Raw genomic sequence first — 25,808 nt, forward strand, 5'->3', positions numbered from 1 at the left:
AGATTTTCTTTTAGAGCAGTTGACATTGGAATGAAAGGTAATTATACTAATCTTGCAGGTAAAATTGGAGACTCACTAATTTAAGGGGGCGAGTTATTGAAATAGAAACAAACATATTAAACTATTAAAGTTAACTGACTAACAGCTTAGATTGTTTCTAGTAAAACGCCCTATTAAAATTAGTACATCGTACAACCTTAAAATTGTACATAATAAAAGGAGGATTTTTTAAATGGCTTATCAACCAAAGTCTTACCGTAAGTTTTTAGCAACATCATTATCAGCAGCAATGGTAGCTACTGTAGCAGCACCATTAGCAGTACCTACAACAACAGAAGCAGCTTCTAAGTTCCCGGACGTAGCAAGTAATGCTTATTATGCAGATGCAGTAGAATACCTTGTAAACAAAGGTGTTATCGAAGGTATGCCGAACGGAACTTTCGCACCAAACGAAGGAGTTACTCGTGCACAAGCAGCTAAGATGCTTGCTGAAGCTTTAGAGCTTGAAGTTAGCACAACTGCAACTCTAGGATTCTCTGATACTAAGAATGACGCTTGGTACGCACCATACGTTGCAGCATTAGTTGAAGAAGGAATCATCGAAGGTCTTCCAGACGGAACTTTCGCTCCAAATGCAACAATCACTCGTGCTCAATTAGCTAAAATGGTAGTTGAAGCTTATGAATTAGAGCAAGACGCAACTGCTATTATCCCATTCACTGATACTGTAGCTGGTGCTTGGTATGAAGATTATGTAAATACTTTATTCTCATTAGGTGTAGTTAATGGTATGACTGACACTACATTTGCACCTGGTGCAACTGTAACACGTGCTCAATCAGCTGTATTCTTACACAGAACATTAGAACCAACTGAGCGTGTAGACGTACCTCGTGACGAGCCTGTTTACACTTCTCCAACAATCGTATCTGTTGATGCAGCAGTAAATGCTAACAAAACAGTACTAGTAACTGGTGATGCAGCACTTCTTGATGAAGTAACTGTTGAAATCTTTGAAGTGGATGTTGAAGAAGCATTAGTAACAGCAGAAGTAGAAGTACAAAATGACTCATTTGAATTCACTTCAGAGGAACTTGCTAACGGAAACTACGTAGTTGTTGTATCTGCTGAAGATGTGGATGCTGTTGAAGTTGAGTTCAGTGTTACTGATGTAACAGCAGCTCCTGGAACAATAACATTTGAAAATCAACCACAGACTACTACTCTAGCTTTTGGAGCACCTTTAAATGAAGTATTTAAATTCCAAGTAACTGCTGGAAATGATGATATTACATTACGTTCTATCCAATTAAATCAGTATGGTACTGCTAGAACAACTACTCAAGATATTGTAAATATACATTTAATGGTGGATGGAGAGATCGTAACTTCTGGTACTATTAATACTCATAGTCAAGTTCGTTTAAACCGCCAAGTTACAGTGCCCAAAAATTCAACTCTTGAATTTGTGGTTTTAGCTGACATTAACTCTACAGCAGGTGCTACAAGAACAGTTCAGTTTGGTCTTGATAGTGTAAATGGAATTAATGCTAATGCTAATATTAACGGTTCTTTTCCAGCAATAGGTAACTCATTCTCACTAATTGCAGGTAATGTTGGTAGTTTATCACTTACTCAAAATACAACACCACGTACTGTTGAAGTAGGGAAAGAACAAGAGACTATTGGACAATTCTCTTTACAACCAGTAGATGAAGCTGTAGAGGTAAGATCGGTAACGCTTACTGCTAGAGATTTAGATACTGATAAATTTGCCAATTACTACCTATATAACAATCGTACTGGTGAACGTATTGATGTTGAAGGTATTATACGTTCAAACGATAAAGTAGTATTTAATTTAGCAAACAATCCAATTAAGGTTGATAGAAATCAAAGTTTCCAGTTCCAACTTAAAGCTGACCCTACTGATGTAACTGGAGGGAATCCTAATTCAAGATTTGAAATTCAGAATTCTTACGATATAATTGCAAAAGGACTAAATAGTGGCTTTAATAACAATACTACTGTAACAAGTCCAATTCAGTTATCGGGTCAAATTACAGTTAATGCTGGACTACCTGAGTTATTAATTAGTACAAAATCACCAAGAGCTAATGATACTATCGTTGCTACTTCTTCAGAGGCAGGTGTTGTACGTGAGTATAACTTTGTAACTAAAGGTGAAGATTTAGAGCTTCGTAACGTATCATTCCATGTAAATGCACAAGATGCATTACAAAATCCTGTTGCACTTAACCAAATCCGTGAAGTACAACTTATTGATAAAAATTCTGGTTCTGTAGTAGCTAATGTTACTAATTTAACTGGTACAGGTGCAAATACATTTACTGTTAATAATATTAATTGGTTATTTGACCGTGCAAAGACATCGGAGTTACAAACTCGTGTGATTTTAGCTGATAGTTCAACTGTTCGCTATGTAGATGTACGTCTTGGTGAACTAACATATAGGCTAACGGATACAAGAACTGATAATACTATTCATAATGGTGGGTTACCAACATCAGCACAGTTTAAACAAGTGGCTGCAGAAGGCACAGTGAAAATTAGTGATGATGGCGGACAAATTAAGGGTTACTCTTTATCATCAGGATTATCTGAGGCTTCTTTAGGAGGATTTACATTTAAACCTGAAAATGAAAATGTAGACCTTCGTAAAGTATATATAAATGCATCTGCTTTAGGTTCAGGTACCGCATTAAATAATGTGTTAGCTAACCCTGTATTAAAAGTTGAAGATACAGTTGTTGGTTATGGTACATTTAACGGCAACCAAATTAGATTTGACCTATCTACAGCTTACCAGTTAGAAAAAAATGAAGAAGTTGAACTACAATTATACGCAGATGTTCTGGACTCTCCAAGTGTAACAACTGCAGATGTACTTAACCTTAATTTAACTAGTTATGAAACTCGAAGTTCTACTACAGGAAACATTGTTCCAGTAACTGGTTTGACACAGTCTTTAACTGAAGAAACTAGTACATCTGGTGTTTACGAAACGTTCAACTTCCGTGATACATCAGTTGTAGTTGATGTAAGTAATGAAGCGGTTGATACTAGTTGGGGAACTTCTCGTACCCTATTAAGGTTCACTGTAGATAATCTTGCTAGCGTAGAAACTAATGAGAAACGTGCAACATTAGAGCAAGTACAGTTTAAAAACTTATTTAACTTTACTGCTGCTGCAACATCGAATGATGTACTTACATTTGTAGTTAGAAGAAATAATTTAAACCCGGTTACAAGCGGTACGTCAGTATTCTCTACAGATGCCAATGGTAATCATGTTATTACAGCAACTGGTGGAAGCCGTGTAGTTGGTGGTACAAAATCTGAAACATTCTTACTTAATGCTGACTTAAGCGAAGCTGGTTTTGAGGGTACAAGAATGCGTTTAGATGCTGTACGTGGTAATTGGATTATTCGCGATAACAGTGGTAATGTAATTACTCCTTTATTCAAAAACGATAAAGGACCTGATATTAGAATAAACTAAAATTGGTGTTCATAATAAGGGTATTTAACTTAGCCCTATAAAGAAGAACAGGCTATCCTAAAAGTCAAAATGGACTTGGGATAGCCCTTTTTATTTGGCCTTCCTTTAAAAATTAAGGACACAATTTCTTAATTCTATCTCTTTAGAACCAATGTGGGCTAACCCGCATTGGTTCTAACCATTTGGTCCCACATAGTTTTCTTTAAGTTGGATGCTTCTTTACTTCTTTAGCTGGTGATATGCCAACTCCTTTAACACAACACAAGTCATCCAACCCTGCATCATAAACCGCTTTTGGTGATTTAAAATACCCAATTAATCGCTCTTGTAAAACAGGACCGACTCCTTTACCTCGTACTAAACCATATCCAATATTCTAACAAGGCTACCACGCTTTCAATTTACTAGTAGCTAGGAGGTTAACTAAACAATAACAAATTCTTTTTCTAACGCTCTAAATCTCTAGATAGTAAGGTAGCCAACATATGCTTCCTCGATATTTTTTCGTTCCCATTCATCAAGAAAAAGAACACCATGGTGAGCTAAGGCAATTTCGCCTGTTAAGGGACGATCTCTACCGCCAATGAGAGAATTCGTTGAGGCATTATGAGGAGCACGAAACGGTCGACTCGTAATCAAACCACCATTTTTTTCAACACTGTAGATTTTTGTGATTTCTAACGCTTCTTGCTCGGTCATTGGTGGTAAAGTGGTCGGCAGTCGTTAGAGAGCATCGATTTACCGCATCCTGGTGGACCAATCATGAGCATATTATGACCACTAGCTGCCACAGCTAAGTATTCACTCAGTATGTCTTGCCCTTTTACATCTGCAAAATCTAAGATGATGAGTCTTCTGTTTGTTTGATTCGGATAAAATCATAGTGGGAATTTGTTCTCGATGTTTCAAAACATCAATGATCTCAAAAAGTGTCTGACAACCAATCACTTGAATGCCCTTGACAAGTGTAGCTTTTTGTAAGTTTTCACAAGCGACAATCAAGTGGAAATGCCATTTTCCTTTTTGTGGCAATAGCCATTGGTAGAACCCCAGCCACAGGACTAATCTGAGCATTTAGAGAAAGTTCTCAAATAAGGCAAAGGAGGTTAATAATCATCTTTTTCTCAGGAAATTGAAAATTACAATACGTAATAGCAGATTCAATTCATTCTTTTGATTCTTTTACAGCAGTGTCACCAAGACCTACAATCGAAACACTTTGCTGTCCACTAATCGTATCAGCTTCAACTTCAATTATGTGACCGTCTACACGGCAAGTTGCAAAACTATGAAAAATGGAAGTCATTTTCTCACTCCTTTTGTTAGGGAATAGCACTTAACCATTAGCAATTCGCTTTTAATATTAAGACTAAAGATTTAGAAAGGGTTTATTGTGGTCGGGAGGCTAAGGCAGTTCGTCTTCCTTTTCAACAAATTGTTGATAATGAAAACTATGTGGTTGGGGGAAGTATGATAAAAAACGCTTAGTTTGTACATGGTCATTCTTTTCATAAAAAATATAAGTCCTATAGCTACTATATGGATAATGCTCAGGATTTTTTACCATATTTGCTTCATATGGATTGAGGTAATATATTTACTTACTTTTAATTCATATTGCTTTGAATCAATCAATTCAGCACCATACCTTCCTGGAAACAGTGCCCAACAAAATGGTGTTTTCGATTGAAATATTTAAAGTTATAAGAAACATAATTTTATCAATAGAGTCATTAGAAGTTTGGATTTGAAGATAGAATAGAAAAGAAAAATGAATTTTAGCGGAGTACAACGTCTGACGTACGGCGGTGGAAGAGGACGTTCAAGGTACCTTGTAGTATTTACTTCTACTCTATCAAAAATGATAGAAAGTACTCATTAATTATGCAAAAATATGGTATTCTTATAAAGACTATGTAATTGTATGTAAATAATACTTTATAATTCAAGCCTAATTAAATTTAGCAAAGGTGGTGTTATTCTTTTTGCGAAAGCTGTTATCAGTGATATCAATCTTTTTAGTTGTTGCAACACTCTACTTCTTTAATTTCTTTTACATATTTTCTAATAATCTAACAGACTTATTTGTACAAGAGCCTGGTGAGGCTGATCCGTCTATTAAAATACTTGCGATTAATGACGAGAGTCTTGAACAGGTAGGAAGGTGGCCGTGGTCACGTGACGTGATTGCTGGAGTTTCGGAGCTATTAGCTGAAAATGGAGCCACAGCTGTGTTTGTAGACGTCTTATATACTGAATCAAGTGAAACCCATGCTGAAGATGATGAGTTTCAACGAGTACTTAATGAGCATCAAAATATCTTCTTACCCGTTTATTTTCATTTAGATCAGTACCAAGTGAATCGAGACTATCTTTCCTATCAAAGATTAAACAAACCAATCTATCAAATCGATAGAAGTCGAAAAGGACATATAAATGCGTGGGAAGGTAGTGACCGTGTTGTACGTGAGGTTTTGTTAGGAGTTCCTGATGAAGCAGGAGAGATTATTCCTGCAATGGGAGTACAATTGGCAAATCTGAAATTACCCGAAGAAAAACAAATCAATTGGAATGAAAACAATGAGTGGTTTTTTGGTAAGGAACCGATCAAAACTGGTTCCTATAGTGAAGCCTACTTCTCCTATACATCTACCCCTACCCAATCATCCTTTGCAACTTACTCTATTGGTAGTGTCTTAAATGGAGAGGTAGAAGCGGGTTATTTCAATGACAGTATTGTCCTTATTGGACCTTATACTGTTGGGTTACAAGATTTATTTTATGTTCCGCAAAGCCAAACGAGGATGTTCGGTGTTGAAATTCATGCGAATATCGTTCAAAGTTTGCTGGAGCATACAATCTTTTATGAAGTTTCAAAGCTAATTGGGCTTTTAATAATAGGAATGGTAACGGTGATATCTTTCATTACTATGGAACGCGTTACCGCAAAGTGGGCCATCTTGGTATGTGCTACCTACATAACTTTATATACAATGCTATTTAACTTCTTAATTGAAACTCAGAATATGATTTTACCGTTTTTCTATGCGCTCTTGGCAATTGTCTTTTCTTACGTGACATCTGTTGTTTCTCATTATTTAAAGGAACGTCGAGAACGTAGCAGAGTAACAGGGATTTTTGGGCGATATGTTGCAAAAAGCGTTGTTACAGAAATCTTATCAAATCGAGAAGAAATCCAGCTTGGTGGGGAACGGAAGGATGTAACATTACTGTTTGTAGATATTCGTGGATTTACCACCCTTTCAGAAAAGATTGAGCCGGAAGAAGTAATTAATATTTTAAATGAATATTTAGATTTATGTACACGAGCGATATTTAAGTATGAGGGAACACTTGATAAATTTATGGGTGACGGTGTTATGGCTATCTTTGGAGCACCAGTTCCACAAGAGGACCATGCTAAGCGAGCTGTACAAACAGCCTTAGAAATGAAAAGAAATGCAGGACATTTAGCGTTAAAATTAGAAGAAAAATATGGCCGAACAGTCAGTTTCGGAATTGGTATCAACACTGGGCCAGCCGTTATCGGAAACATTGGTTCAAAGGAGCGTCTTGAATATACAGCGATAGGAGACACAGTAAATCTAGCAGCTCGTTTGGAGTCTAATGCAAAGCCAGGTCAGATTCTCATTAGTGAAGATACATATCATAGGGTTAAAGGTGATTTTGAAATAAAACCATTAGATGTAATCAGCGTAAAAGGGAAAGAAAAAAAAGTAATGATTTATCAAGTAGAAGGAGAGAAGTAATGAAGATAAAATGGGTTATTCTATTATCCACTATTCTAGTATTTTTCTTAGTTCCTACAATTAATACTGAAGCGAGTTCAACGGCTCTATTAAAGGAGATAGAGGGAGAAGTGTTTGTTCAAAAAGTAGGTGGGAAGAAAGAAATCAAAGCCTATGACGGCATGAGTATTCATCTAGGTGATACGATACAAACAGGTGAAGGGGCATCAGTCAAAATTGATTTTGGGGATAATAATCAAGCCACTTTAGGGCAATATGGAAAAATAACAATTGCTGAGTTAGTTACAGATCGAGTGAGCATTCCGAATATGATTGAAATTGCATCAGCCAATGGAAAAAAGGTTGGTGTCAAACAGGAGTCAGGAGGCCTTTGGAGTAAAATAAAAGGTGTATTTGGCGCTGGTGATCGACACCGTGTTGAAACATCAACTGCTGTCATGGGTGTACGAGGAACATTATTCTTAACTGTAGTTAACCAAGAGAGTGGTAACGAAAGAGTCGCTGTAGTTGATGGTGAACTAGGAATTGAAAGGTCTAGAGCATCAGGGGTTACTGATCCATTGAATGAACCGCGGGTAAGACCAGGCCAAGAGCAATCTCTTGATGAAGATTCCAGTGAACCGATAGCGATTAATTACCAAGAGACAATAGAAAGTATTGATGATGTTCTCGTTGTGGAAATGATCACCGATGCAATTGAAGCAGCCGAAGAACGTACGGAAGAGGCTAATAAAGAAGTAGAAGAGTTAGATGGAATGAACGATTTAGAAAAAGCGAAAAGAGCATTAGAAATGGCAGCTAGTGCAGAACTACTTTCAAGAATTACAGAAACAATTGTTCAGCAAACACAACGTTCCAATAAGGTTGAAGCGATTAACTCAAGATTACAAATTAGAGAGCAATCGCTTGAACAACTAGCTGAGAGAGCAAGAGAGGTTCGACAGAATGCTGAAGAAACAAGAAGCAATGTTGAGCAAAGAGCAAGAGAAGTTGGTGTTAGTGAAGATGATATTGAACAATCGAGAGAAGAGACAACTAGGGTCATAACTGAAATAGAGGAAACAACTACTGAGCAAAGTCAACCGACAGCATCTCCGCCATCTTCAGGAGGTGGCGGAGGAGGAGGTAGTACGGGAAGTGGTGAAAATCATGTCATCTCTCCACCAACCACATTAACTCCACCTACTGAAATTAGCACTGAAAGTATCACAAGCGGATACGAGGTTTATAATCGAATCACTTGGGAAGAAACTCTAGGTGCTGATGAAGGAGTCTATCAAATTTCAAGAAATACGACTAACTCTATGGAAGGTGCAACTATAGTAGCAAATAATATCTCACCAACGGAAACGGAGTACATAGATTACTCAGTAACACCAGGGGCTGAATATTATTATTTCGTCTCAGTTCGAAACGTTGATGACAGTGAATCCATTTCAATTTCAACAGATGGTACTTATGTACGAACGGTGTTGTTAGCTTGTTCTTATGAAAGAGAATCATTGTACGTACATTATTCTTCTGTTAATGAATATAACGAAATGAGTATCCAATGGTATCACATTTATTACTCTGATTTTACTTATAATTACAAGATATATATAAATGATGAATTAGTCTCTACACAAGATGTACAACAGTTTACACACCAATTAGAATTTAATCATGATTATGAAGTAAGAGTTGAAGCATGGCATGAAGGTGCCCAAGAGGTAAGTGTCTTTCATGAGATAAATGTATCAACTAGTCCTTTCAGAGAGGCGAGCTATGAGTACACAAATAATGAGATTGATGTAGAACATATAGAAGTCAACTATAGAAATGCTGGGTTTTCGATAGGCGATCGTGAAGTACATCTTGTTCTCGATGGGATAGAAACTGAAAATGCCTATACTATGGCATCTCCTGATAGCATCGGTTTACAAGGTACTTATATAGAACAGAACTCTACGTTTTACGTATTTTTATATGAGGACGATATAGAAACGTTTAAGCAGATGGAAAGTAATCTCTTTCAGGTTATCGCTAGGGGAGAAGACCTAGAGTATAAAGTAACTGGGAACTACTATGAACAGTTTGAGCTAACTCCTTCTATAAATGGAGATACAGTAACCTTAACATGGGAAATAGAAAACTTTAACAGACACTACCATTTCCATGTGTCCTATGGTGGGTATTTACCTTACCATGAAGGGAACACTTCTAGAAGTTCTAGCCATTATAATCAAAGTTCGATATGTAGTGATGGGATATGCAGTATTACTTTTAACGAATTAGAATATGGCCTTCATTATCAATTTGAATTAACGAGCTCTTGGGGCGAAGGTTTCATAGACGATGTCCTAATTGAAGTTCCAGAAAATGCAGCAGCATTGCTTTTAGGAATAGCTATGGAGACAAATGTAGAGGGCTTTTATCAGACTCTTGAAGACCTTTTGTTAAAAAGGGTAAACGCAAACTATAAGGAACACTATATGGAGCAATATATTTTGAAACAAGCAGATTTTGATATCGAAATAACAGAGGGGAATATTGAATTTGCTTATGTTCTGTTGCAGGAGCTGATTGATTATGTAAATGCGTTTAATGAAGTGCAAAATAGTCTAGTAAACAAGGATGATGAGGACTTTAGTGGTTACTATTTACCAACAGGTGCTTACTTACAAGAAGACGACATCATCATCCATCATTCAAGAATAACAAACACGAACTATACCTTTAGATCAAATCTCTCTATTGTAAATGTTAACCTAAAGGATGAATGGAATGGTGGTTCTTATTCATATGGAGTAAACTGTCATACTTCAACAGAGAATTTAGCTTATTATTTCGTAGGTATCGATCTACCATTAGGTGAAATAGATAATATTATCATAAAAGTAGAAACAAGATTCAATACCTATCTAAGTTACAGTTTCATTAATGAAAACTATTATAAAATTCAATTTGAAGATTCTGATTTAAGTATGACCCCGATAACTGAAGAATCGGCTTATGCTAATTTTCTTTACTAATAATAAAAGTAGGTGAAATCCATGTTAGCGAAAGGTACAAAACTATTCTTTTTAACGGTAATGTTACTTTTACCTTGTCATTCAATTCTTGCAGCACCCCTCCCAGCAGAAATCCACACATATGCTGGAAACGGCTATTTAGGCTTACAAGACGGAGCGAAACTAGATTCACAGTTTCGCTTCCCGTCCTATGCTACCGTTGACAAAGACGGAAATGTCTATGTATCAGATAGCAAAAATCATCTCATCAGAATGATTGATAGCAATGGCACCGTATCGATTATAGCAGGCGTTACGTCCGAAAGAGATGAGTATGGTCAACCAGTTGGTGGATACGAAGATGGCGACATTGACACTGCTATGTTCAATGAACCAAAAGGGATAGCCGTAGATCGTAATGGGGTTATCTATGTGGCTGACTCAAAAAATGGTGCGATTCGCGTAATCGAAAATGGACAAGTCTCCACTCTAGTTACTGGTTTTGAATTACCGGTAGGCTTAGTGCTAGGAGAAGACCAGGAGTTATATATTTCAGACACATTAAGACACCGTATTATTAGATTGGATGCAAATAGAAGCGCAACGATTCATGCTGGTGGTGGCTATCGTGAGGTAGATGGATGGCTTTTAGGTGGGCTGCAAGATGGAACACGATCATCTGCACAGTTTAATGAGCCAACAGGTCTAGCACTTGGTGAGGACGGAACACTGTACGTCGCAGATACAGGCAATCAACGCATTCGTGCAGTTACCCCTAACGGAACGGTCACAACAGTAGCTGGCTCTAGTGTAGAAACAATTGATGGTACGAATTATATCTACGGCGGCTTTGCCAACGGCTTAGCTGATGCAGCACGTTTTCATTCGCCACATGGTGTTGCAGTCGCAGAAGATGGCCGTTTATTTGTAGCAGACACATTGAATCATAAAATCCGCATGATTTATGAAGGAAAAGTAAGTACAGTAGCCGGTATCAATGAACATGGGCAAATAGATGCGGATGATTTACATGCAAGCTTCGACCATCCTTATGATGTTGTCTTAGTAGACAATGGTGATTTACTAGTCGTGGATTATTGGAATCATTCTCTTCGAATGATTGAGTGGTTTAAGCTTCCAGAGGAGTTAAAAAGTAAAGATCAAATTCACGTTATTTATCAGGGGAATGTGTTAGAATTTGACGATGTTCAACCACAAATTATTTCAGATAGAACCTTCTTACCAATCCGTCAAATCACAGAAGTGTTTGGTTATGATGTATTCTGGAATCCAACACATCAAACTGTCACATTTACAAATGATGAAAAGAGAATCTCTATGAAAATTGGAGAACAGTCGATTACAGGAGATGTGGACATCGAAATGGACATAGCTCCATTTATCAAAGATGAGCGTACAATGATTCCTTTACGTTATGTTTCCGAAGCATTTGATAAACAAGTATCGTGGCTTAGTGAATCAAGAGCTGTTTATATTAGGTAGTTTAGGTTAGGAAGTTGTTGCTTTTATACGACCATATGATATTGAGGTTATCTCAAAGGTAAAGATTTGAGATAACCTCTTTTTTTTCTTTCTATGAAGGAATAAAGAAGGAAAATCCATACTGACCTAGAATAATATATAGTTATTTTTTATCTTGATTGCTCAGTATAAGTACATAAAGGGGGAGAAACGGTGAGAAGGAGAGCGCCATATTTTATTTCTAGTTTTCTATTATTATGTGTTCTCTTTCTTCCATTTAATCAAGCTGAAGCAAGTTTTACGGCTTTGTTAAAGGAAGTTGAGGGAGAGGTAGTTGTCACCAAAATGGGAGGGAAAAGAGAATTTAGTGCAGAAGAAGGAATGGCAATCTACTTAGGGGACACGATTCGAACAGGAACAGAGTCGTCGGTGAAAATCGATTTTGGGGATAGGAACGAAGCTACCTTAGGAGAACTGGGGAAAGTTACGATTGCAGAATTATCAAGTGACTTGGAGAGACTCCCAGGGGTCATAGAGATGGCCTCTCGAAATGGGAAAAAGGTGGGAGTAAAGCAGCAATCAGGTGGTCTTTGGAGTAAGGTAAAGGGTGTGTTTAGTGCAGGAGATCGTCACCGAGTGGAAACGTCTACTGCTGTCATGGGAGTACGTGGGACCTTGTTCTTGACGTATGTCAACGAAAGGCTTGAACAGGAATATATCACTGTTTTTGACGGCGTTGTTGGGATTGAAAACTCAAAAGCAACTGGGAGAACAACTGTAGCCAATGAACCAACAATCACAATAGGTCAGCAAGCATCATTATATAATGAACCGACAATCGAACCAAGTGGTATTCAGTATCAGCAAATGGTAGAGCAACTAGATACTGCATTACTAGTAGAAATCATAGTAGATTCAGTGGAAGCCTCAGAGGAAAGGGCAGAGCAAGCAAGACAAGAGGCAGATAGACTTCAGGGAGTGTTAGAGGAAGAACGAGCAAGAAGGGCACTAGAGGTATCCAAACAAGCTGAATTATTATCAGCAATTACTGATCGAATGATTCAAGAAGGGGCAAGAGCTACGAAAGTGGAAATGATTGAAGCTAGGCTTGAAGCAAGAGAACAATCACTCCATCAGCTACAAGAAAGAACAAGAGAAGCAAGGCAACGGATTGAGGAAGCAAGAAACCGAATTGAGAGGGCAGCAGAAGAAGTAGGTGTTCGTCACGAGGAAATTGTCAGAGAGAGAGAAGCGCTTGAACGGGCTATTCAAGAGATTGAACAATCAACATCTGAACCAAGTCAATCACCACAAGCACCAACTACTAATACAGGAGGAGGTGGTGGAAGCAGTAATACGGGAACTACCGTCATTAGAGTATCCGATGTTAAGATGAACGCAAACTCAATCTCCCTAAACCTAGGTGAGAGCTACCAATTCCAAGCAACCGTTCATCCGAGCAATGCAACTAATAAAGCTGTTAGCTGGGAATCAAGTAATCCATCTGTAGCACAGGTTGATCAAAGGGGGAACGTAACAGCAGTTAGTACTGGTCAAGCGGAGATTACCGTAAAAACAGGTGACGGAGCAAAGGTAGCAACCGCACGTGTAACAGTCGCTCAGCCACTTGGAGAGACTCTAAGTACTTTACAATCAGTAATTTATTACCGTTCCTCAGGTGAACTAAGTCGATTAGAGCTATTATTTAATGCATTACTTCCAGAAGATATTGACATAGATACAACCAAATTATCTATTAAACCTACTGATGATACAACAGGATACCAGTTTCAAGGTCATTATACGAAAGCAGAAGGCTATATTGATGACCCTGGTACATACCGTATCAGAGAAAATAGTTTAGTTTTCAATTTAGATGAGGTTGATAGACAGCAGTTTATTGATTCTTTCCTAGTAGAACATACATTTAGCGCTGAAGAAGGCTGGCTTCTTATTAACGAAACCCCATTCGAACAAATAAATAATCAATCCATACATCGTGCATTAGGTCTGATTATAAATGTTACTTCTACTAATCTTTTAAAAGTAAATTGGGACTATTATAGCGGATTTTACTATCATATTTATTTAGACGGTGAAAGAGTAGGAGAAACAGCAGTAGATGAGAATGAATTTATTCTCATAGGACTAGAAGACGGGGAAACATACGAGGTAAAGCTAGAGGCTTATGATACAAATGATGAAGTGAGACATGTATCAACCAGACCTTATCTCTTCAGTGTTAGTCAACCAGGAACCATCACAGGGACTGTATATGAAGTGATAGCAGATGACTTTTTCAATCAAAGTCCACAAGTAAGCCAAGTTGAATATGCCTCTTTGTCTGTGATCAATCATGTAGGAGAGGTGATACAGGAGGGAACATCAGATTCATTTGGCTTTTATAGACTAGATAATCTCCCAGAGAACGAATGGTTCATAATTAAAGCAGAGTTTCCACATTCTTTGTTAGGTGTTGAAACGGTATATTCCAAACCAAAGCAGGTTTGGGAAACAAATGAAGAAGTAGATTTATATTTCTATAATCATCTCTCGGTTCCGTATAGTACCCTCACTACTGATATACTTGAAATAAGTGAGGATGAAGTGAAGGTGAAATTCCGTATCGGTGACAATGAAAATCAAATCATTTATTCCGTATATGATAATGAAAGCTATTATGACGGTCAAGGCCCTTTGGTGTTAGAAGCTGATGAATACACAATCGATGTGGTTGAAACGGACTTTCTATTTATAACAGTGGAAGATACAGAATGTGAACTAGGTGAATTTGGATATTGTGAAGACTCAGTGATAATCGGCAACTTTATCTTTTCAACATGGGGAGAAAAGCATCTGGAAAGTCTGAAAGTAGGGGAAGTTGAGGGGCTAACAGTCGAAGCAAAAAATGATGCGATTGTTTTGCAATGGACTGAATCTGAATCCTATTATAGAGCTGATATTACAGTGAATGGCGAGTATCTAGCCACACCGACTACTCCATACTATACAATCATTGATTTAGAGCCATCTACAGATTATGAAATAGAAGTAGAGACGTATGAGGGTGCGAGCGATTTCTTTTCCCAATCTGGTCATTCGATTATTTCCGTACAAACGACGGAAACAGCATTGATGAATTCTCTTGAAGCATCTGAAATCCTACACGATGAAATTGAACTGAGCTGGGAGCCCGTTACTAATGCAACAGAGTACAGAGTATTTAATGAGAACTTTGTTGAGCCATTGCATGCATCCAACCACTTTCACTATACATTTGAAGGGCTCATCCCTAATACTGACTATGTTTTTAGAGTTGAGGCCTGGAACGATATGACTTTATTAGAAGCTTCAACAGTTCGATATAGAACGTATAGAGAAGTACACGGAGTTAATATTGAAGAAAATAATGGTCAAGTGATATTACAATGGGAAGCTCATTACCCTTGTATATCTGGCTGCTATCGCTCTAGTAATTATGAAATTTATATAACTGACTCCGCAAATAATACGATAAAATTAGAGCATGGTAATGTAATGATTGATAACATAAGCTATGACATCTCAGAGCATATTCAGCAGGGAGACACATATCGTTTGAAAATCGTTGCTCTCTCAGATACTAATGGACAGCCGCTTGCTACTGGGGTTATGAGCTATACGATGAATCCAACACAACTTGATACTTTTGAATTATCTGTTGTGGAAGAGGTTTTATTTGGGGAAGACACACTTGATGTCACATGGTCATGCAGTTTAGGTGATTCCTACCGACTCTTTATAAATGATGTAGAAAGAGCTTCTGGAACGGGAGGGTGTCAATATTATCTATCTTTAGGCAACTACCCTGGTGAAACTAATTTTGAAATCATTGTAGAAATATTTGAAGCAGGTGAGGTAGTAGCCAGATCAATACCATACAATTACGAATATATAAATTAAGCAAAGGTGGAAGTATCACTCTAGTTTCATCGAAGTGGTACTTCTACTTTAAGGTTTGAAAAAAGTGATCATCCACAATATACAATTCATATTTCATATCCCGTACTATCTTTGTTATACTATCCTAGAAGAAACGAGGAGGCATGAAAATGAAAACATTACAAGCAAACTCATACACCATAAATATCCCTGACAACTACGTGCAATCAATCCCAGAGCAGCAGTTCACGAACATACAAGAAACAATAGAAGAAATAACATTACCAGAAAATGAAGCAGGTATTATTTCTCTTGACGTACAAGCAAATGAAAAAGGCTTACTTGTGTTCGTGCTGTTGTTTAATACGACAACAGAAGAGGTCCAAGACAAAAATATCGAATTTCGTTTATATGACGAAAAAGATGAGTTGTGTGCTGCGGGCTACATGGCTGAAGCAAATCTTCCTGTGCTAAAGCAAAACGAAATTTACTTCTGGCATTTCTTCTTCCCAAATGAAGCATTTGTGAAAAAAGATGTCGGACTAGCTACATGGCGATTAAACATGCAAGGAAAACGAGATGCATATGAAGAAGGGAAAGACATTGAAACAACGCGTCAATATAGCTTTTATCATATATTGAAGAATGAACAACAAACAACAAACCAAATAGATACTAAAGCACACATTACTCTGATGAAATCAGCTACCGAATACAAAAGTGAGCTTGACCTTGCAAAAGAAGATAGCGATACGGTTATATTATCAGATGAGGATAAAGAGAAATAAGTATTATAGAAGAGATTTCCTGAAAAAGAAGGAAATCTCTTTTTTTCTATTTAATTGTGGACACAGTTCAATTCAATTGTGGTATTATAGTCATGTTAAATATCCTCAGCTTTTGTGAGAAACTGTCGAGAGAGGTGTACGAATGAATTACATAAACCAATATCGCAATTGGATTTTCCTAGGTGCGATTTGTTTAACGATAATCCTATTATTTATTGCAAACATTATTGGGAATCAAGAAAATCAACAATCACTTGAAGACCAAGCGAAATTCAATTACGCAGTAGAGCTACTATCACAAGACCAACCAGACCAAGCATTAACCTTCTTAGAAGAATTAAAAGGAGATTACAAAGACAACCATCTAGTAATCTGGCAAAAAGGATGGGCACATGGTCAACTTGGTGAATTAGAAGAAGCCATTGACTACTTCCTAGATGCTCAAGAAATAAATCCTGTATTAACACGTCAACCAATCTTTCTAATTCAATTTTCCTATGTCATGCTAAATGCTGAACGATTTGATGAAGCAAGGGTGTACTTAGAGCATAGTAAAAATCAACGAGGAATTACAGAAGAACAAATAGAGCTAGTCGATACTTGGCTTGAATTCATAGAAATAGAAACTGAAGCATCATAGGGAGGAAGCAAGATGGATTATAAACTCAACGTCCCCCGTGACACAGAACAAGACAATAAAGAAACAAAACGTATAGATAAGTTTATTTTTGCAGCGCTAATCGCGATTATTGCGATCATGCCACTAATCGTAAGGGCAAAAGTAATCGATTTTGTCAGTCCAACAATCACCAATGAATCTATCATGGCAAGTGGGCCACAGGCGGATGTATTTACTTATTATAAATTTATATTTCTAATCATCGTAACAGCCATCATATTAGGTTTGTTCTTATACAGAACCTATGCATTAGGAAACTCAGTCCAACTTGGGCCAATCCAACTTAGTATGCTAGCTTTTATGGTTATCATAGCTGCATCAGCAGTAGCGTCTCCGTACACATCATTAGCACTGTGGGGGATGTATAATAGACATGATGGGGCTATTGCTTGGATAATAGTCATTACCCTGTTCTTTATTGCTTCAAACTTAACATATACAAAGAAACAATTATATATCATTGCATATGCATTCACACCAGTTATTCTAGTGAACCTAGTATTTGGACTATTAAATTTCTATGGTGTGAACTTACTGGAGCAGGAGTTCATCCAAAAGTTAATTATTCCTTCGTCAATTGGTGCAGATGCAATGTCAGGTGGTTCACGTTTGCAAGCAACAATAAACAATCCCAACTACGTAAGTGGATATGCAGGTATGACGACTATCCTATTCCTAGCACTTGGATTGTTTATCAAACAATGGGGACATAAGATTGCATTCCTATTATTGTCGTTAGCGTCTTTTGTAATGCTACTAACGTCATTATCGTCAAATGGATTCTTTGCATTTGTCATCGCTTTCGTTTTACTAGTTGCACTAATTTTGCTATTTGGTGAATTGAAAAGAACTTCCATTCCTATCTTTGTGATGCTTGCATTATTCTTTACTTCTATTTATATCATGCAAGAACAGAATCATCGTGTATGGAATGAAACATTCGGCTTTTTTAAGATTGAGAATCCGTTTAGAGAACAAGCGTTGGAATACCCGAAAACAGAAGGAGGCTCTTTCAGTTCGGCTATTGAGTTTGGGAGCAAAGTATATGCATCAGGTAATGTAGTAGAAAGATCTATCGAACTTCCCGAATTCCCTAGTAGTGAAATTTCGGCTGGGACAGGTCGTGGATACATCTGGGACCGTACCGCATCACTAGTCTTAGAACGACCTTTACTAGGTTTTGGTTTTGACACTATTATCTATGCCTTCCCTCAATATGAACCGGAAAAACAAGCTGGTTTAAGACAGATGGAAACAATGGTTGATAAACCTCATAATATTTTCATCGGAATTGCGTATAGTTCAGGGGTACTTGGTTTTATCGCTTTTCTAGGCGGTCTAGCATTTTGGGGAATAAATAGCGTGAAAACAGTATTTAAATCACGTACACTTAATAAAAATATGTTATTCCTACTAGCCTTTTCGTTAGCATGGGTCGCTGTACTAGCTCAAGGTATAGGTAATGACCCGATAATGGGGACTTTTCCTGTTTTTTGGATAGGGTTTGGAATAGTAGTTTCTTTACTGCACAGTTTGAGAACTAAAAAAGAAGAAACGGTTAGTGGAGGATAAAAATGGAGGAAACAAAAATAAATCAAGGCTATAGTCAAAATGATGAAATAGAGCTCTCGGAAATAATAGCGGTATTATGGAAGTGGAAAGTACTCATTATCGTACTTCCTCTAGTAGCAGCTATAATCGCCTTTACAGCCAGCCAATTTATGACACCTACGTATAAGTCAAGTACAAAACTTTACTTAGGGAACTTTGGTAATGAAATGTATACCAATTCCGATGGAGCGGAACAAGTAATAATGAGTAGAGACCTTCTGACTCCTGTTATGGAAGAGCTTGAATTAGAGTACGAAAGAGTAAGAAACTTTAGAAATATCATTAGTGTTAACAGCTTACCATCCTCAATGATTGAAATAGTAGTATCATACCATGAACCTGAGAAAGCTCAAGAAATTGCAAATGCAATTATTGATGCTTTCATTACAAAGGCTGATCCTAGCTATCAAGAAAAGTTAGCATTAGTTGAACAACTATATGATAGTACACTAGCACACTATGAAAGAACGAGTGAAAGTTTAGATAGAAATAAACAAGCTTTAACTGATGTTGAACAAAATCAAGAATTATCGAATGCTGAGAAAGATTTAACAAGAGCTCGTTTGATTGACTATATTACAGCTGATGAAAATAAGATTGTAAGTATTGAGTCTCAGTTACAATCGCAACAATTACAACTATTAGATATTGAAAAAGCTGAGGTATTTGAAACAGCATCTTTACCACACTCTCCTTCTTCACCAAATAAGATGTTAAATACTGCAATTGCTATCGTCGTTGGAGGAATGTTAGCTGTAGGGATTGCATTTCTAATGGAGTATTTTAAAAACAATCCAATACGCCGAGAAAATCAATAAAGAGAGGTGAGCTATGGTGAGCTACCGCATGAGGTTGTTATTACTAGTTTCAATTGATTCACTTGTTGTTTTATTTTCAATCTATTTGTCACATTTCTTTTTAAATCCATTCGCTGCTCATGTGAATGAAATGATCGTAATCACCTCGGTTACGTTATTAGTAGCTCATCATCTATTTGCCTTTATCTTTGGCTTTTACCGAAGAGCTTGGCGTTATGCCAGTATGGGAGAACTATTGGCTCTAGTGGCTGTTGTTGTATCCTCACTGAGTTTAACGGCCATAGTTCAGCAAATAACGTTCGATAATATTTATTTAAGAGGACTATCCCTTGCCTTTATGCTCCATATTTTACTTTTGGGTGGTATCCGCTTTGCTTGGAGATATTATCAAACAGAATTATTTCACTACATTCATAAAAGTAAAAACCAAAGAAAAATGAAAAGAACTCTTATCATAGGTGCAGGTTCAACAGGAAGAATGCTTGTTCGACAATTAAGAGAACACTCAACTTCAACATTGCTGCCTGTTGGCTTTTTAGACGATGATAAACAGCTCCAAAACTTAAACATTGATGGTGTTCAAGTTAAAGGGGAAATTTCTGATATCGAGAAAGTTGTCAAACGTCTAGCGGTAGAGCATATTGTTATTGCTATCCCATCGCTATCAAGAACCCGTTTAAATCAAATTATTACATCCTCAAAAAAGGTATGTAAAAACGTGCAAATATTACCACAAATAGAAGAATTAGCATTAGGTAATTTATCAGTTAATCATATAAGAGATGTATCAATTGATGATTTATTGGGGAGAGAACCAGTTGAGCTAGATGTAAAAGGAATTGCCTCTCTTATTTCTGGAAAAATAGTGCTAGTAACAGGAGCAGGAGGTTCAATTGGCTCAGAAGTGTGTAGACAACTGTCGGTGTTTAAGCCAGAAACACTGATTTTGCTTGGTCACGGTGAAAATAGTATTTATTTAATTGAACAAGAATTAAAGCAAACTTTTAATGAAGTGACGTTTTTAACTGAAATTGCAGATGTTCAGGATCGGGAAAAAATCTTCTCAATTCTAAAAGAGTACAAGCCAAACTTTGTTTTTCATGCAGCTGCTCACAAGCATGTGCCATTAATGGAACGAAATCCTGAAGAAGCGGTAAAAAATAACATCTACGGGACAAAAAATGTTGCCGAAGCATCAGCTGTTGCTAGAGTTGATACATTTGTGATGATTTCCACCGATAAAGCCGTGAACCCAACAAGTGTCATGGGAGCGACAAAACGAATTGCTGAGATGATCGTTCAAGAGCTTGATGAAAAGTTTGATACACGCTTTGTAGCTGTTCGTTTTGGTAATGTCCTAGGTAGTCGTGGAAGTGTTATCCCCCTTTTTAAAAAGCAAATTGCTTCAGGTGGACCTGTCACAGTGACACATCCGGATATGGAGCGCTATTTCATGACGATTCCAGAAGCTTCTCGACTTGTGATCCAAGCAGGTACACTAGCCAGAGGCGGAGAAGTCTTTGTTTTAGATATGGGTGAGCCTGTGAAGATTGTTGACTTAGCGAGAAATTTAATTGAGCTATCAGGCTTTACTAAAGAGGAAATTAAAGTTGAATATACAGGAATGCGTCCGGGTGAAAAGCTCTATGAAGAACTTTTAAATGAAGATGAAGTATATCCAGAACAAGTTTATCCAAAGATATACATTGGTAAATCACTTCATATAAATACTGAATATATTCTAAGGCAAATAGAGCAAAACAAAGCAAACAAAGTAACATTAAGAGACACTTTATTGCGACTTGCAAACCATAAAGAATTAACAGAGAGTAATTTAATTGAACTTGTAAAATAATATAAAATTAGGTAATTCCTTTAAATGCATTGATAAAAAACCTCTTTACGAGTAAAATTATTACTCGTAAAGAGGTTTTTTATATTACGTAGAAGGTGAAGCCTTTGTTAGATTATTTAATTACATCGAAAACAAGATTAAAATTAATGTTGAAGTTCTTCCTAAACCCGAATACAAGTGCATATTTACGTGGGTTAGCAGAGGAATTTGGTGAATCGACTAATGCGGTCCGGGTTGAATTAAATCGCTTTGCAGAGGCTGGTTTACTTAATTCATCAGAAGAGGGACGAAAGAAAATCTATAAAGCAAACAAGAGTCATAAGCTATTTAAAGACCTGCATACCATTGTTCAGAAATTTATTGGTATTGACCAGTTAGTTGAACAAGTGGTTAATAAGCTTGGAAATGTAAAGGTAGCATACATTACAGGAGATTATGCCAGAGGGATAGATTCAGGAACAATTGACCTAGTAATAATTGGAGAGGTCGATAGTAACTATTTAAAGAATCTAGTTGAGAAAACAGAAAGAATGATAGAAAGAAAAGTTGATGTCAAAGTGTTGGCTAAAGGTTGTCTAAATGAGGATATTGACAGCGATGATATTTTAGTAGTATGGGGACAACTTAGTTAAATCAATAAAAAAGGTGATGCCATCTTACCTATATCAACGGTGGCACTCGGTCATGCTGTGGATTCCCTTAAAAGGATTCTTAGACACAAAGTTGTCGGTGGTATGGTGTGAGGTGAGGTTAAATGCCTCATAAATTTAAAAGCTTAAACTGTGGATTCTATAAAAAGAGAAAGTGGAGTTTAAACTTTTAGAAGATTCTTAGTTGGAAAGATGGAAAGGGGTAAGTTGGAAGTGAAGATTCAAACCCAAAGAAACTTAGCTAATACGCTAATAATTAAGAACAGTAATCAAAGGTGAAAGACTATGATTAAGATATAAAATAAAGAACACTGTTCCAACTCTACCAACTTACCAACTCATTCACCTATAAAAGGAGTATTCCTATGTATAACGATACAAGTAAATTAATCGTCTACCAAAAAGCACATACACTGGTCCTAGAGGTTTATGCTATAACCAAACTCTTCCCGAAAGAAGAACAATACGGCCTAACTTCCCAAATCCGAAGAGCCGCCGTATCCATCCCCAGCAACATCGTCGAGGGCAAAGCCAGAGGTTCAGCTAAAGAATATAGAAGATTTCTATTAATGGCTAGAGGCTCACTAGAAGAAGTCAAATATCAACTATTACTAGCAAGAGACTTAGAGTATATAGATACAAAGACGTATACAGAAGTGTTGAACCTAGCACAAGAAGTCGGAAGAATACTAAATGGAGTATTAGTAGCGGTGGAGAAGGGATAGATTGAAAGTTGGAAGAGGTGGAAAGGAAAGGGCAAAATCCTTTTCCAACTGTCTCCTTACCAATTTTCCTACTAATAATTAATCAAGACCACAAGCTCCATTAAAGGAGAAAGCAGTATTAAGAGAATAAGGGAAACCCAACCTCTTCCAACTGTCCCCTTACCAACTTTCCAACTATTAACGAAAGGATTTGTTTAATCAATGAAAAAAGTCCGTAAAGCCATAATACCTGCTGCAGGGTTAGGTACAAGATTCCTCCCTGCAACAAAGGCGATGCCAAAAGAAATGTTACCGATTGTTGATAAGCCGACAATTCAATATATAGTGGAAGAAGCAGTTATGTCAGGGATTGAGGATATTATTATTGTTACAGGTAAAGGGAAACGTGCAATAGAAGATCATTTTGACTATGCATTTGAACTAGAACAAAATTTAATGGAAAAAGGAAAGGTTGAACTTCTTCGTGAGGTTCGTAAATCTTCTAATATGGTTGATATTCACTACATTCGCCAAAAAGAGCCAAAAGGTCTAGGTCATGCGGTATGGTGTGCACGTAAATTTATTGGCGATGAGCCGTTTGCAGTTTTACTAGGTGATGATATTGTGACAGCAGAAAAACCTTGCCTAAAACAGTTAATAGAGCAGTATGAGGAAACAAGAGCGTCAGTTATTGGTGTGCAAACAGTTGCTGATAATGAGACACATAAATACGGTATTGTTGACCCGATTACTAGTATAGGTCGGAGGTACAGCGTCAACCAATTTGTTGAGAAGCCAGAGCCAGGAACAGCCCCTTCAAATCTAGCAATCATGGGACGATACGTATTAACTCCGGAAATCTTTATGTTCTTAGACCAGCAGCAGACTGGAGCTGGCGGTGAAATTCAATTAACAGATGCTATCCAAAATCTAAATGAAATCCAACGCGTCTTTGCCTACGACTTTGAAGGAAAGAGATACGATGTAGGAGAGAAGATGGGATTTGTGAAAACGACAATTGAGTTTGCGTTGCAGAACGAAGAGCTACGAGCAGAGTTGTTGGAGTATTTAGAGGGAGTTATGGGGATGGAAAGAATGAAGTGAATTAGGGGAAAGATGGAATGAAAGGGCAGGAGAAAGGGTAAGGAAGTTAGTTTGCTAGTAGGAAAATCCAAACCGTATTAGAAGGTCCAGAGCCCATCTACCCTAACTCTAGTTTAAACTATTAAAAGCTTGTCTACACTAAATTCTAAATACTAGAATGAAGGTGATAGGCAATGATGAAACGAGTTTATGAGATAAAGAAAATTATGTATAAAGAGGTAAAGTTGCGTGTTGGTGAAGGAAAAGAGGCTGGCTTTAGTTGAGTTGATAGCGGTATTAACTATTATAGGTATCATCGCAACAATTGCAGTTCCATCAGTAGCAGCAATGATTAAAAAAACGAAACAAGAAGTTTGTCTTGCAAATATGCTTCAATTAGAAAGAGCATATAACATCCACTTGATACTTAAAGGAATAGAATTTTCAGAAGTTGTTTTTGAACAGTACTTGCAAGAATTTGGGCACATCTGTGAGGGTGATTGTGAAGTGGCCATTTGTGGATGGAAAAGTTGGGTGTAGTTCGGTGGTAGCTGAAGACCCCGAGGAAAGGGAGATACAGGAGTACCTATACTGTGAAAAGGTTAGATGTTAATTTTACGTAAAGCGTTAATTGAATTCCCCAGTCCAAATTATATATGTAAGTGTAAAGCCTTGTCCGTTACTATATGAATAAGGCTTTTTATTATGCTTTAATGGAGTTCTTGTTTTCCTAACTACTTAACCAATTAAGACACTAATTCCTTACCAACTGTCCACTTTCCAACTTTAATTATTGAATGGTAATGGGGAACTGACTATCGTAATCAGATAAGGTGCTGGAAGGCTTGGGGCATAAGGGTTTCGAGTGTTTTTGGTAGTTTTATAGAGTTGATTGAATGGCAGTTTAATAGGATGAAACACGGTTGAGATTAGTGTAAAAATGAAAAAACTTCGTGATTGAATGTTGTTGATTGAATAGATATTACAAGGGTGTATTGTAATAGGATAAGAAAACACAATATGCAGTATATAAATTAAGTTTTCCTTGCAATAACATCCTATATGTTGATTTTTACATCTATACCGCATATTGAATATTCGGTACGAGGTGGCTATTGGTTATAGATAACGTTTAGTAGATTAGTAGTTACTTGGAATGAGTCTTAATTAAGTACTAAGTTACTAAGAAACTATTAAAGCCTAGAGATTAAAAAACATAAGCGAGGTAAATGATATGTCATATTTAGTTGTTATTGCACATCCAGATGATGAAGTTTTAGGAGCTGGTGCTACTATGTATAAATTAGCACAAGAAGGACATTCCGTAAATGTCTGCATCCTTTCAGGTGATGTTAATGCTAGAAACTTCAGACCGAGCACTGAAGAGTTAAATGAAGATGTAAATAGTTCTATGAATATTTTAGGTGTTGATAGAGTTATTACTGGTGACTTTCCAAATATTGAGTTTAACATGGTCCCACACTTAAAACTTGTACAATTTATTGAAAATGCAATTATTGAAACTGATGCGGATGTAATATTCACACACCATCCAGCAGATTTAAATAACGATCACCTACACGCTTCTTTGGCTTGCCAAGCTGCATCGAGGTTATTCCAACGAAGAAGCGATGTTAAACCTTTAAAAGAATTACTCTTCATGGAAGTTCCATCATCAACAGAATGGGGACTTAACAAAACCTTGAATCAGTTTTCACCGAATACTTTTATAGAAGTTGGTGAAGAAAGTGTTGATAAAAAGATAGAGGCTCTAGCTCAGTATCGTGGAGTAATGAGAGACTATCCTCATCCTAGAAGTAATGAGGCAATCAAAGGATTAGCAGCCTATCGTGGTGGGCAAGCTGGGATGGTTTATGCTGAGGCCTTTGAAAGTGTATTTCGACGTGGATTCTAGATAAAGAGAGGATGAG

General features: G+C 37.1%; 16 protein-coding genes and 1 pseudogene. 15 read left to right on the forward strand and 2 right to left on the reverse strand.

What is annotated here, in order from left to right:
- Positions 1-232: 232 nt before the first annotated feature.
- On the forward strand, positions 233-3,523 hold the full coding sequence (locus tag CD003_RS20355; RefSeq protein ID WP_096203091.1) for an S-layer homology domain-containing protein: 3,291 nt from the start codon (positions 233-235) through the stop codon (positions 3,521-3,523).
- A 462-nt stretch (positions 3,524-3,985) separates the two neighbouring features.
- Here the strand turns inward: CD003_RS20355 and CD003_RS20360 are convergent.
- Positions 3,986-4,314, reverse strand: a pseudogene (locus tag CD003_RS20360) (ATP-binding protein).
- Positions 4,315-4,688: 374 nt separating this feature from the next.
- Positions 4,689-4,829: a hypothetical protein gene (locus tag CD003_RS22050; RefSeq protein WP_179295647.1), complete on the reverse strand. Its 141-nt coding sequence runs from the start codon at positions 4,827-4,829 to the stop codon at positions 4,689-4,691.
- Positions 4,830-5,508: 679 nt separating this feature from the next.
- On the opposite strand from CD003_RS22050, the gene CD003_RS20370 reads away from it, so the two are divergent.
- The 14 genes from CD003_RS20370 to CD003_RS20435 all read left to right on the forward strand — a co-directional run bounded on the left by CD003_RS20370 (position 5,509) and on the right by CD003_RS20435 (position 25,792).
- The gene (locus CD003_RS20370; protein ID WP_179295648.1) at positions 5,509-7,293 is read left to right on the forward strand and encodes an adenylate/guanylate cyclase domain-containing protein; all 1,785 of its coding nucleotides are present in this window, start codon (positions 5,509-5,511) and stop codon (positions 7,291-7,293) included.
- Positions 7,293-10,307 carry a FecR domain-containing protein gene (locus tag CD003_RS20375; RefSeq protein WP_096203094.1) on the forward strand — a complete coding sequence of 1,005 codons (3,015 nt, stop codon included), beginning with the start codon at positions 7,293-7,295 and terminating at the stop codon, positions 10,305-10,307. Before CD003_RS20370 ends, CD003_RS20375 begins: the two co-directional genes overlap by 1 nt.
- A gap of 21 nt (positions 10,308-10,328) precedes the next feature.
- Positions 10,329-11,789, forward strand: coding sequence for a stalk domain-containing protein (locus CD003_RS20380; protein ID WP_096203095.1), 1,461 nt, complete (start codon positions 10,329-10,331; stop codon positions 11,787-11,789).
- 192 nt (positions 11,790-11,981) lie between these two features.
- A complete protein-coding gene (locus CD003_RS20385) occupies positions 11,982-15,710 on the forward strand; it encodes an Ig-like domain-containing protein (protein ID WP_096203096.1) in 3,729 nt (1,242 codons plus the stop codon).
- Between the two features lie 149 nt (positions 15,711-15,859).
- Positions 15,860-16,477: an SLAP domain-containing protein gene (locus tag CD003_RS20390; RefSeq protein ID WP_179295649.1), complete on the forward strand. Its 618-nt coding sequence runs from the start codon at positions 15,860-15,862 to the stop codon at positions 16,475-16,477.
- Positions 16,478-16,619: 142 nt separating this feature from the next.
- Positions 16,620-17,117, forward strand: a complete 498-nt coding sequence (locus CD003_RS20395) for a tetratricopeptide repeat protein (RefSeq protein ID WP_096203098.1) — start codon at positions 16,620-16,622, stop codon at positions 17,115-17,117.
- Positions 17,118-17,129: 12 nt separating this feature from the next.
- Positions 17,130-18,728 carry an O-antigen ligase family protein gene (locus CD003_RS20400; protein WP_096203099.1) on the forward strand — a complete coding sequence of 533 codons (1,599 nt, stop codon included), beginning with the start codon at positions 17,130-17,132 and terminating at the stop codon, positions 18,726-18,728.
- Between the two features lie 2 nt (positions 18,729-18,730).
- Positions 18,731-19,585 carry a YveK family protein gene (locus CD003_RS20405; protein WP_096203100.1) on the forward strand — a complete coding sequence of 285 codons (855 nt, stop codon included), beginning with the start codon at positions 18,731-18,733 and terminating at the stop codon, positions 19,583-19,585.
- A gap of 16 nt (positions 19,586-19,601) precedes the next feature.
- Positions 19,602-21,440, forward strand: a complete 1,839-nt coding sequence (locus CD003_RS20410; RefSeq protein ID WP_096203131.1) for a polysaccharide biosynthesis protein — start codon at positions 19,602-19,604, stop codon at positions 21,438-21,440.
- Between the two features lie 104 nt (positions 21,441-21,544).
- Entirely contained in the window at positions 21,545-22,072 is a 528-nt protein-coding gene (locus CD003_RS20415; protein ID WP_096203101.1) for a transcriptional regulator, read from the forward strand.
- A gap of 383 nt (positions 22,073-22,455) precedes the next feature.
- On the forward strand, positions 22,456-22,815 hold the full coding sequence (locus tag CD003_RS20420; RefSeq protein WP_096203102.1) for a four helix bundle protein: 360 nt from the start codon (positions 22,456-22,458) through the stop codon (positions 22,813-22,815).
- Between the two features lie 201 nt (positions 22,816-23,016).
- Positions 23,017-23,898 carry a UTP--glucose-1-phosphate uridylyltransferase GalU gene (galU, locus tag CD003_RS20425; RefSeq protein WP_096203103.1) on the forward strand — a complete coding sequence of 294 codons (882 nt, stop codon included), beginning with the start codon at positions 23,017-23,019 and terminating at the stop codon, positions 23,896-23,898.
- 228 nt (positions 23,899-24,126) lie between these two features.
- Positions 24,127-24,417, forward strand: a complete 291-nt coding sequence (locus CD003_RS20430; protein ID WP_142302907.1) for a hypothetical protein — start codon at positions 24,127-24,129, stop codon at positions 24,415-24,417.
- A 694-nt stretch (positions 24,418-25,111) separates the two neighbouring features.
- Positions 25,112-25,792: a PIG-L deacetylase family protein gene (locus CD003_RS20435; RefSeq protein ID WP_096203105.1), complete on the forward strand. Its 681-nt coding sequence runs from the start codon at positions 25,112-25,114 to the stop codon at positions 25,790-25,792.
- Positions 25,793-25,808: the final 16 nt, after the last annotated feature.

Origin of the sequence: Bacillus sp. FJAT-45350 (assembly GCF_002335805.1) — a bacterium.
Taxonomy (GTDB): domain Bacteria; phylum Bacillota; class Bacilli; order Bacillales; family NISU01; genus FJAT-45350.

Bases quoted from the DNA above. Each gene is read 5' to 3' on its own strand.
- CD003_RS20355 (WP_096203091.1), top strand. From the start codon at position 233: ATGGCTTATCAACCAAAGTCTTACCGTAAGTTTTTAGCAACATCATTA.
- CD003_RS22050 (WP_179295647.1), bottom strand. From the start codon at position 4,829: ATGACTTCCATTTTTCATAGTTTTGCAACTTGCCGTGTAGACGGTCAC.
- CD003_RS20375 (WP_096203094.1), top strand. From the start codon at position 7,293: ATGAAGATAAAATGGGTTATTCTATTATCCACTATTCTAGTATTTTTC.
- CD003_RS20380 (WP_096203095.1), top strand. From the start codon at position 10,329: ATGTTAGCGAAAGGTACAAAACTATTCTTTTTAACGGTAATGTTACTT.
- CD003_RS20390 (WP_179295649.1), top strand. From the start codon at position 15,860: ATGAAAACATTACAAGCAAACTCATACACCATAAATATCCCTGACAAC.
- CD003_RS20395 (WP_096203098.1), top strand. From the start codon at position 16,620: ATGAATTACATAAACCAATATCGCAATTGGATTTTCCTAGGTGCGATT.
- CD003_RS20400 (WP_096203099.1), top strand. From the start codon at position 17,130: ATGGATTATAAACTCAACGTCCCCCGTGACACAGAACAAGACAATAAA.
- CD003_RS20405 (WP_096203100.1), top strand. From the start codon at position 18,731: ATGGAGGAAACAAAAATAAATCAAGGCTATAGTCAAAATGATGAAATA.
- CD003_RS20420 (WP_096203102.1), top strand. From the start codon at position 22,456: ATGTATAACGATACAAGTAAATTAATCGTCTACCAAAAAGCACATACA.
- galU (WP_096203103.1), top strand. From the start codon at position 23,017: ATGAAAAAAGTCCGTAAAGCCATAATACCTGCTGCAGGGTTAGGTACA.
- CD003_RS20435 (WP_096203105.1), top strand. From the start codon at position 25,112: ATGTCATATTTAGTTGTTATTGCACATCCAGATGATGAAGTTTTAGGA.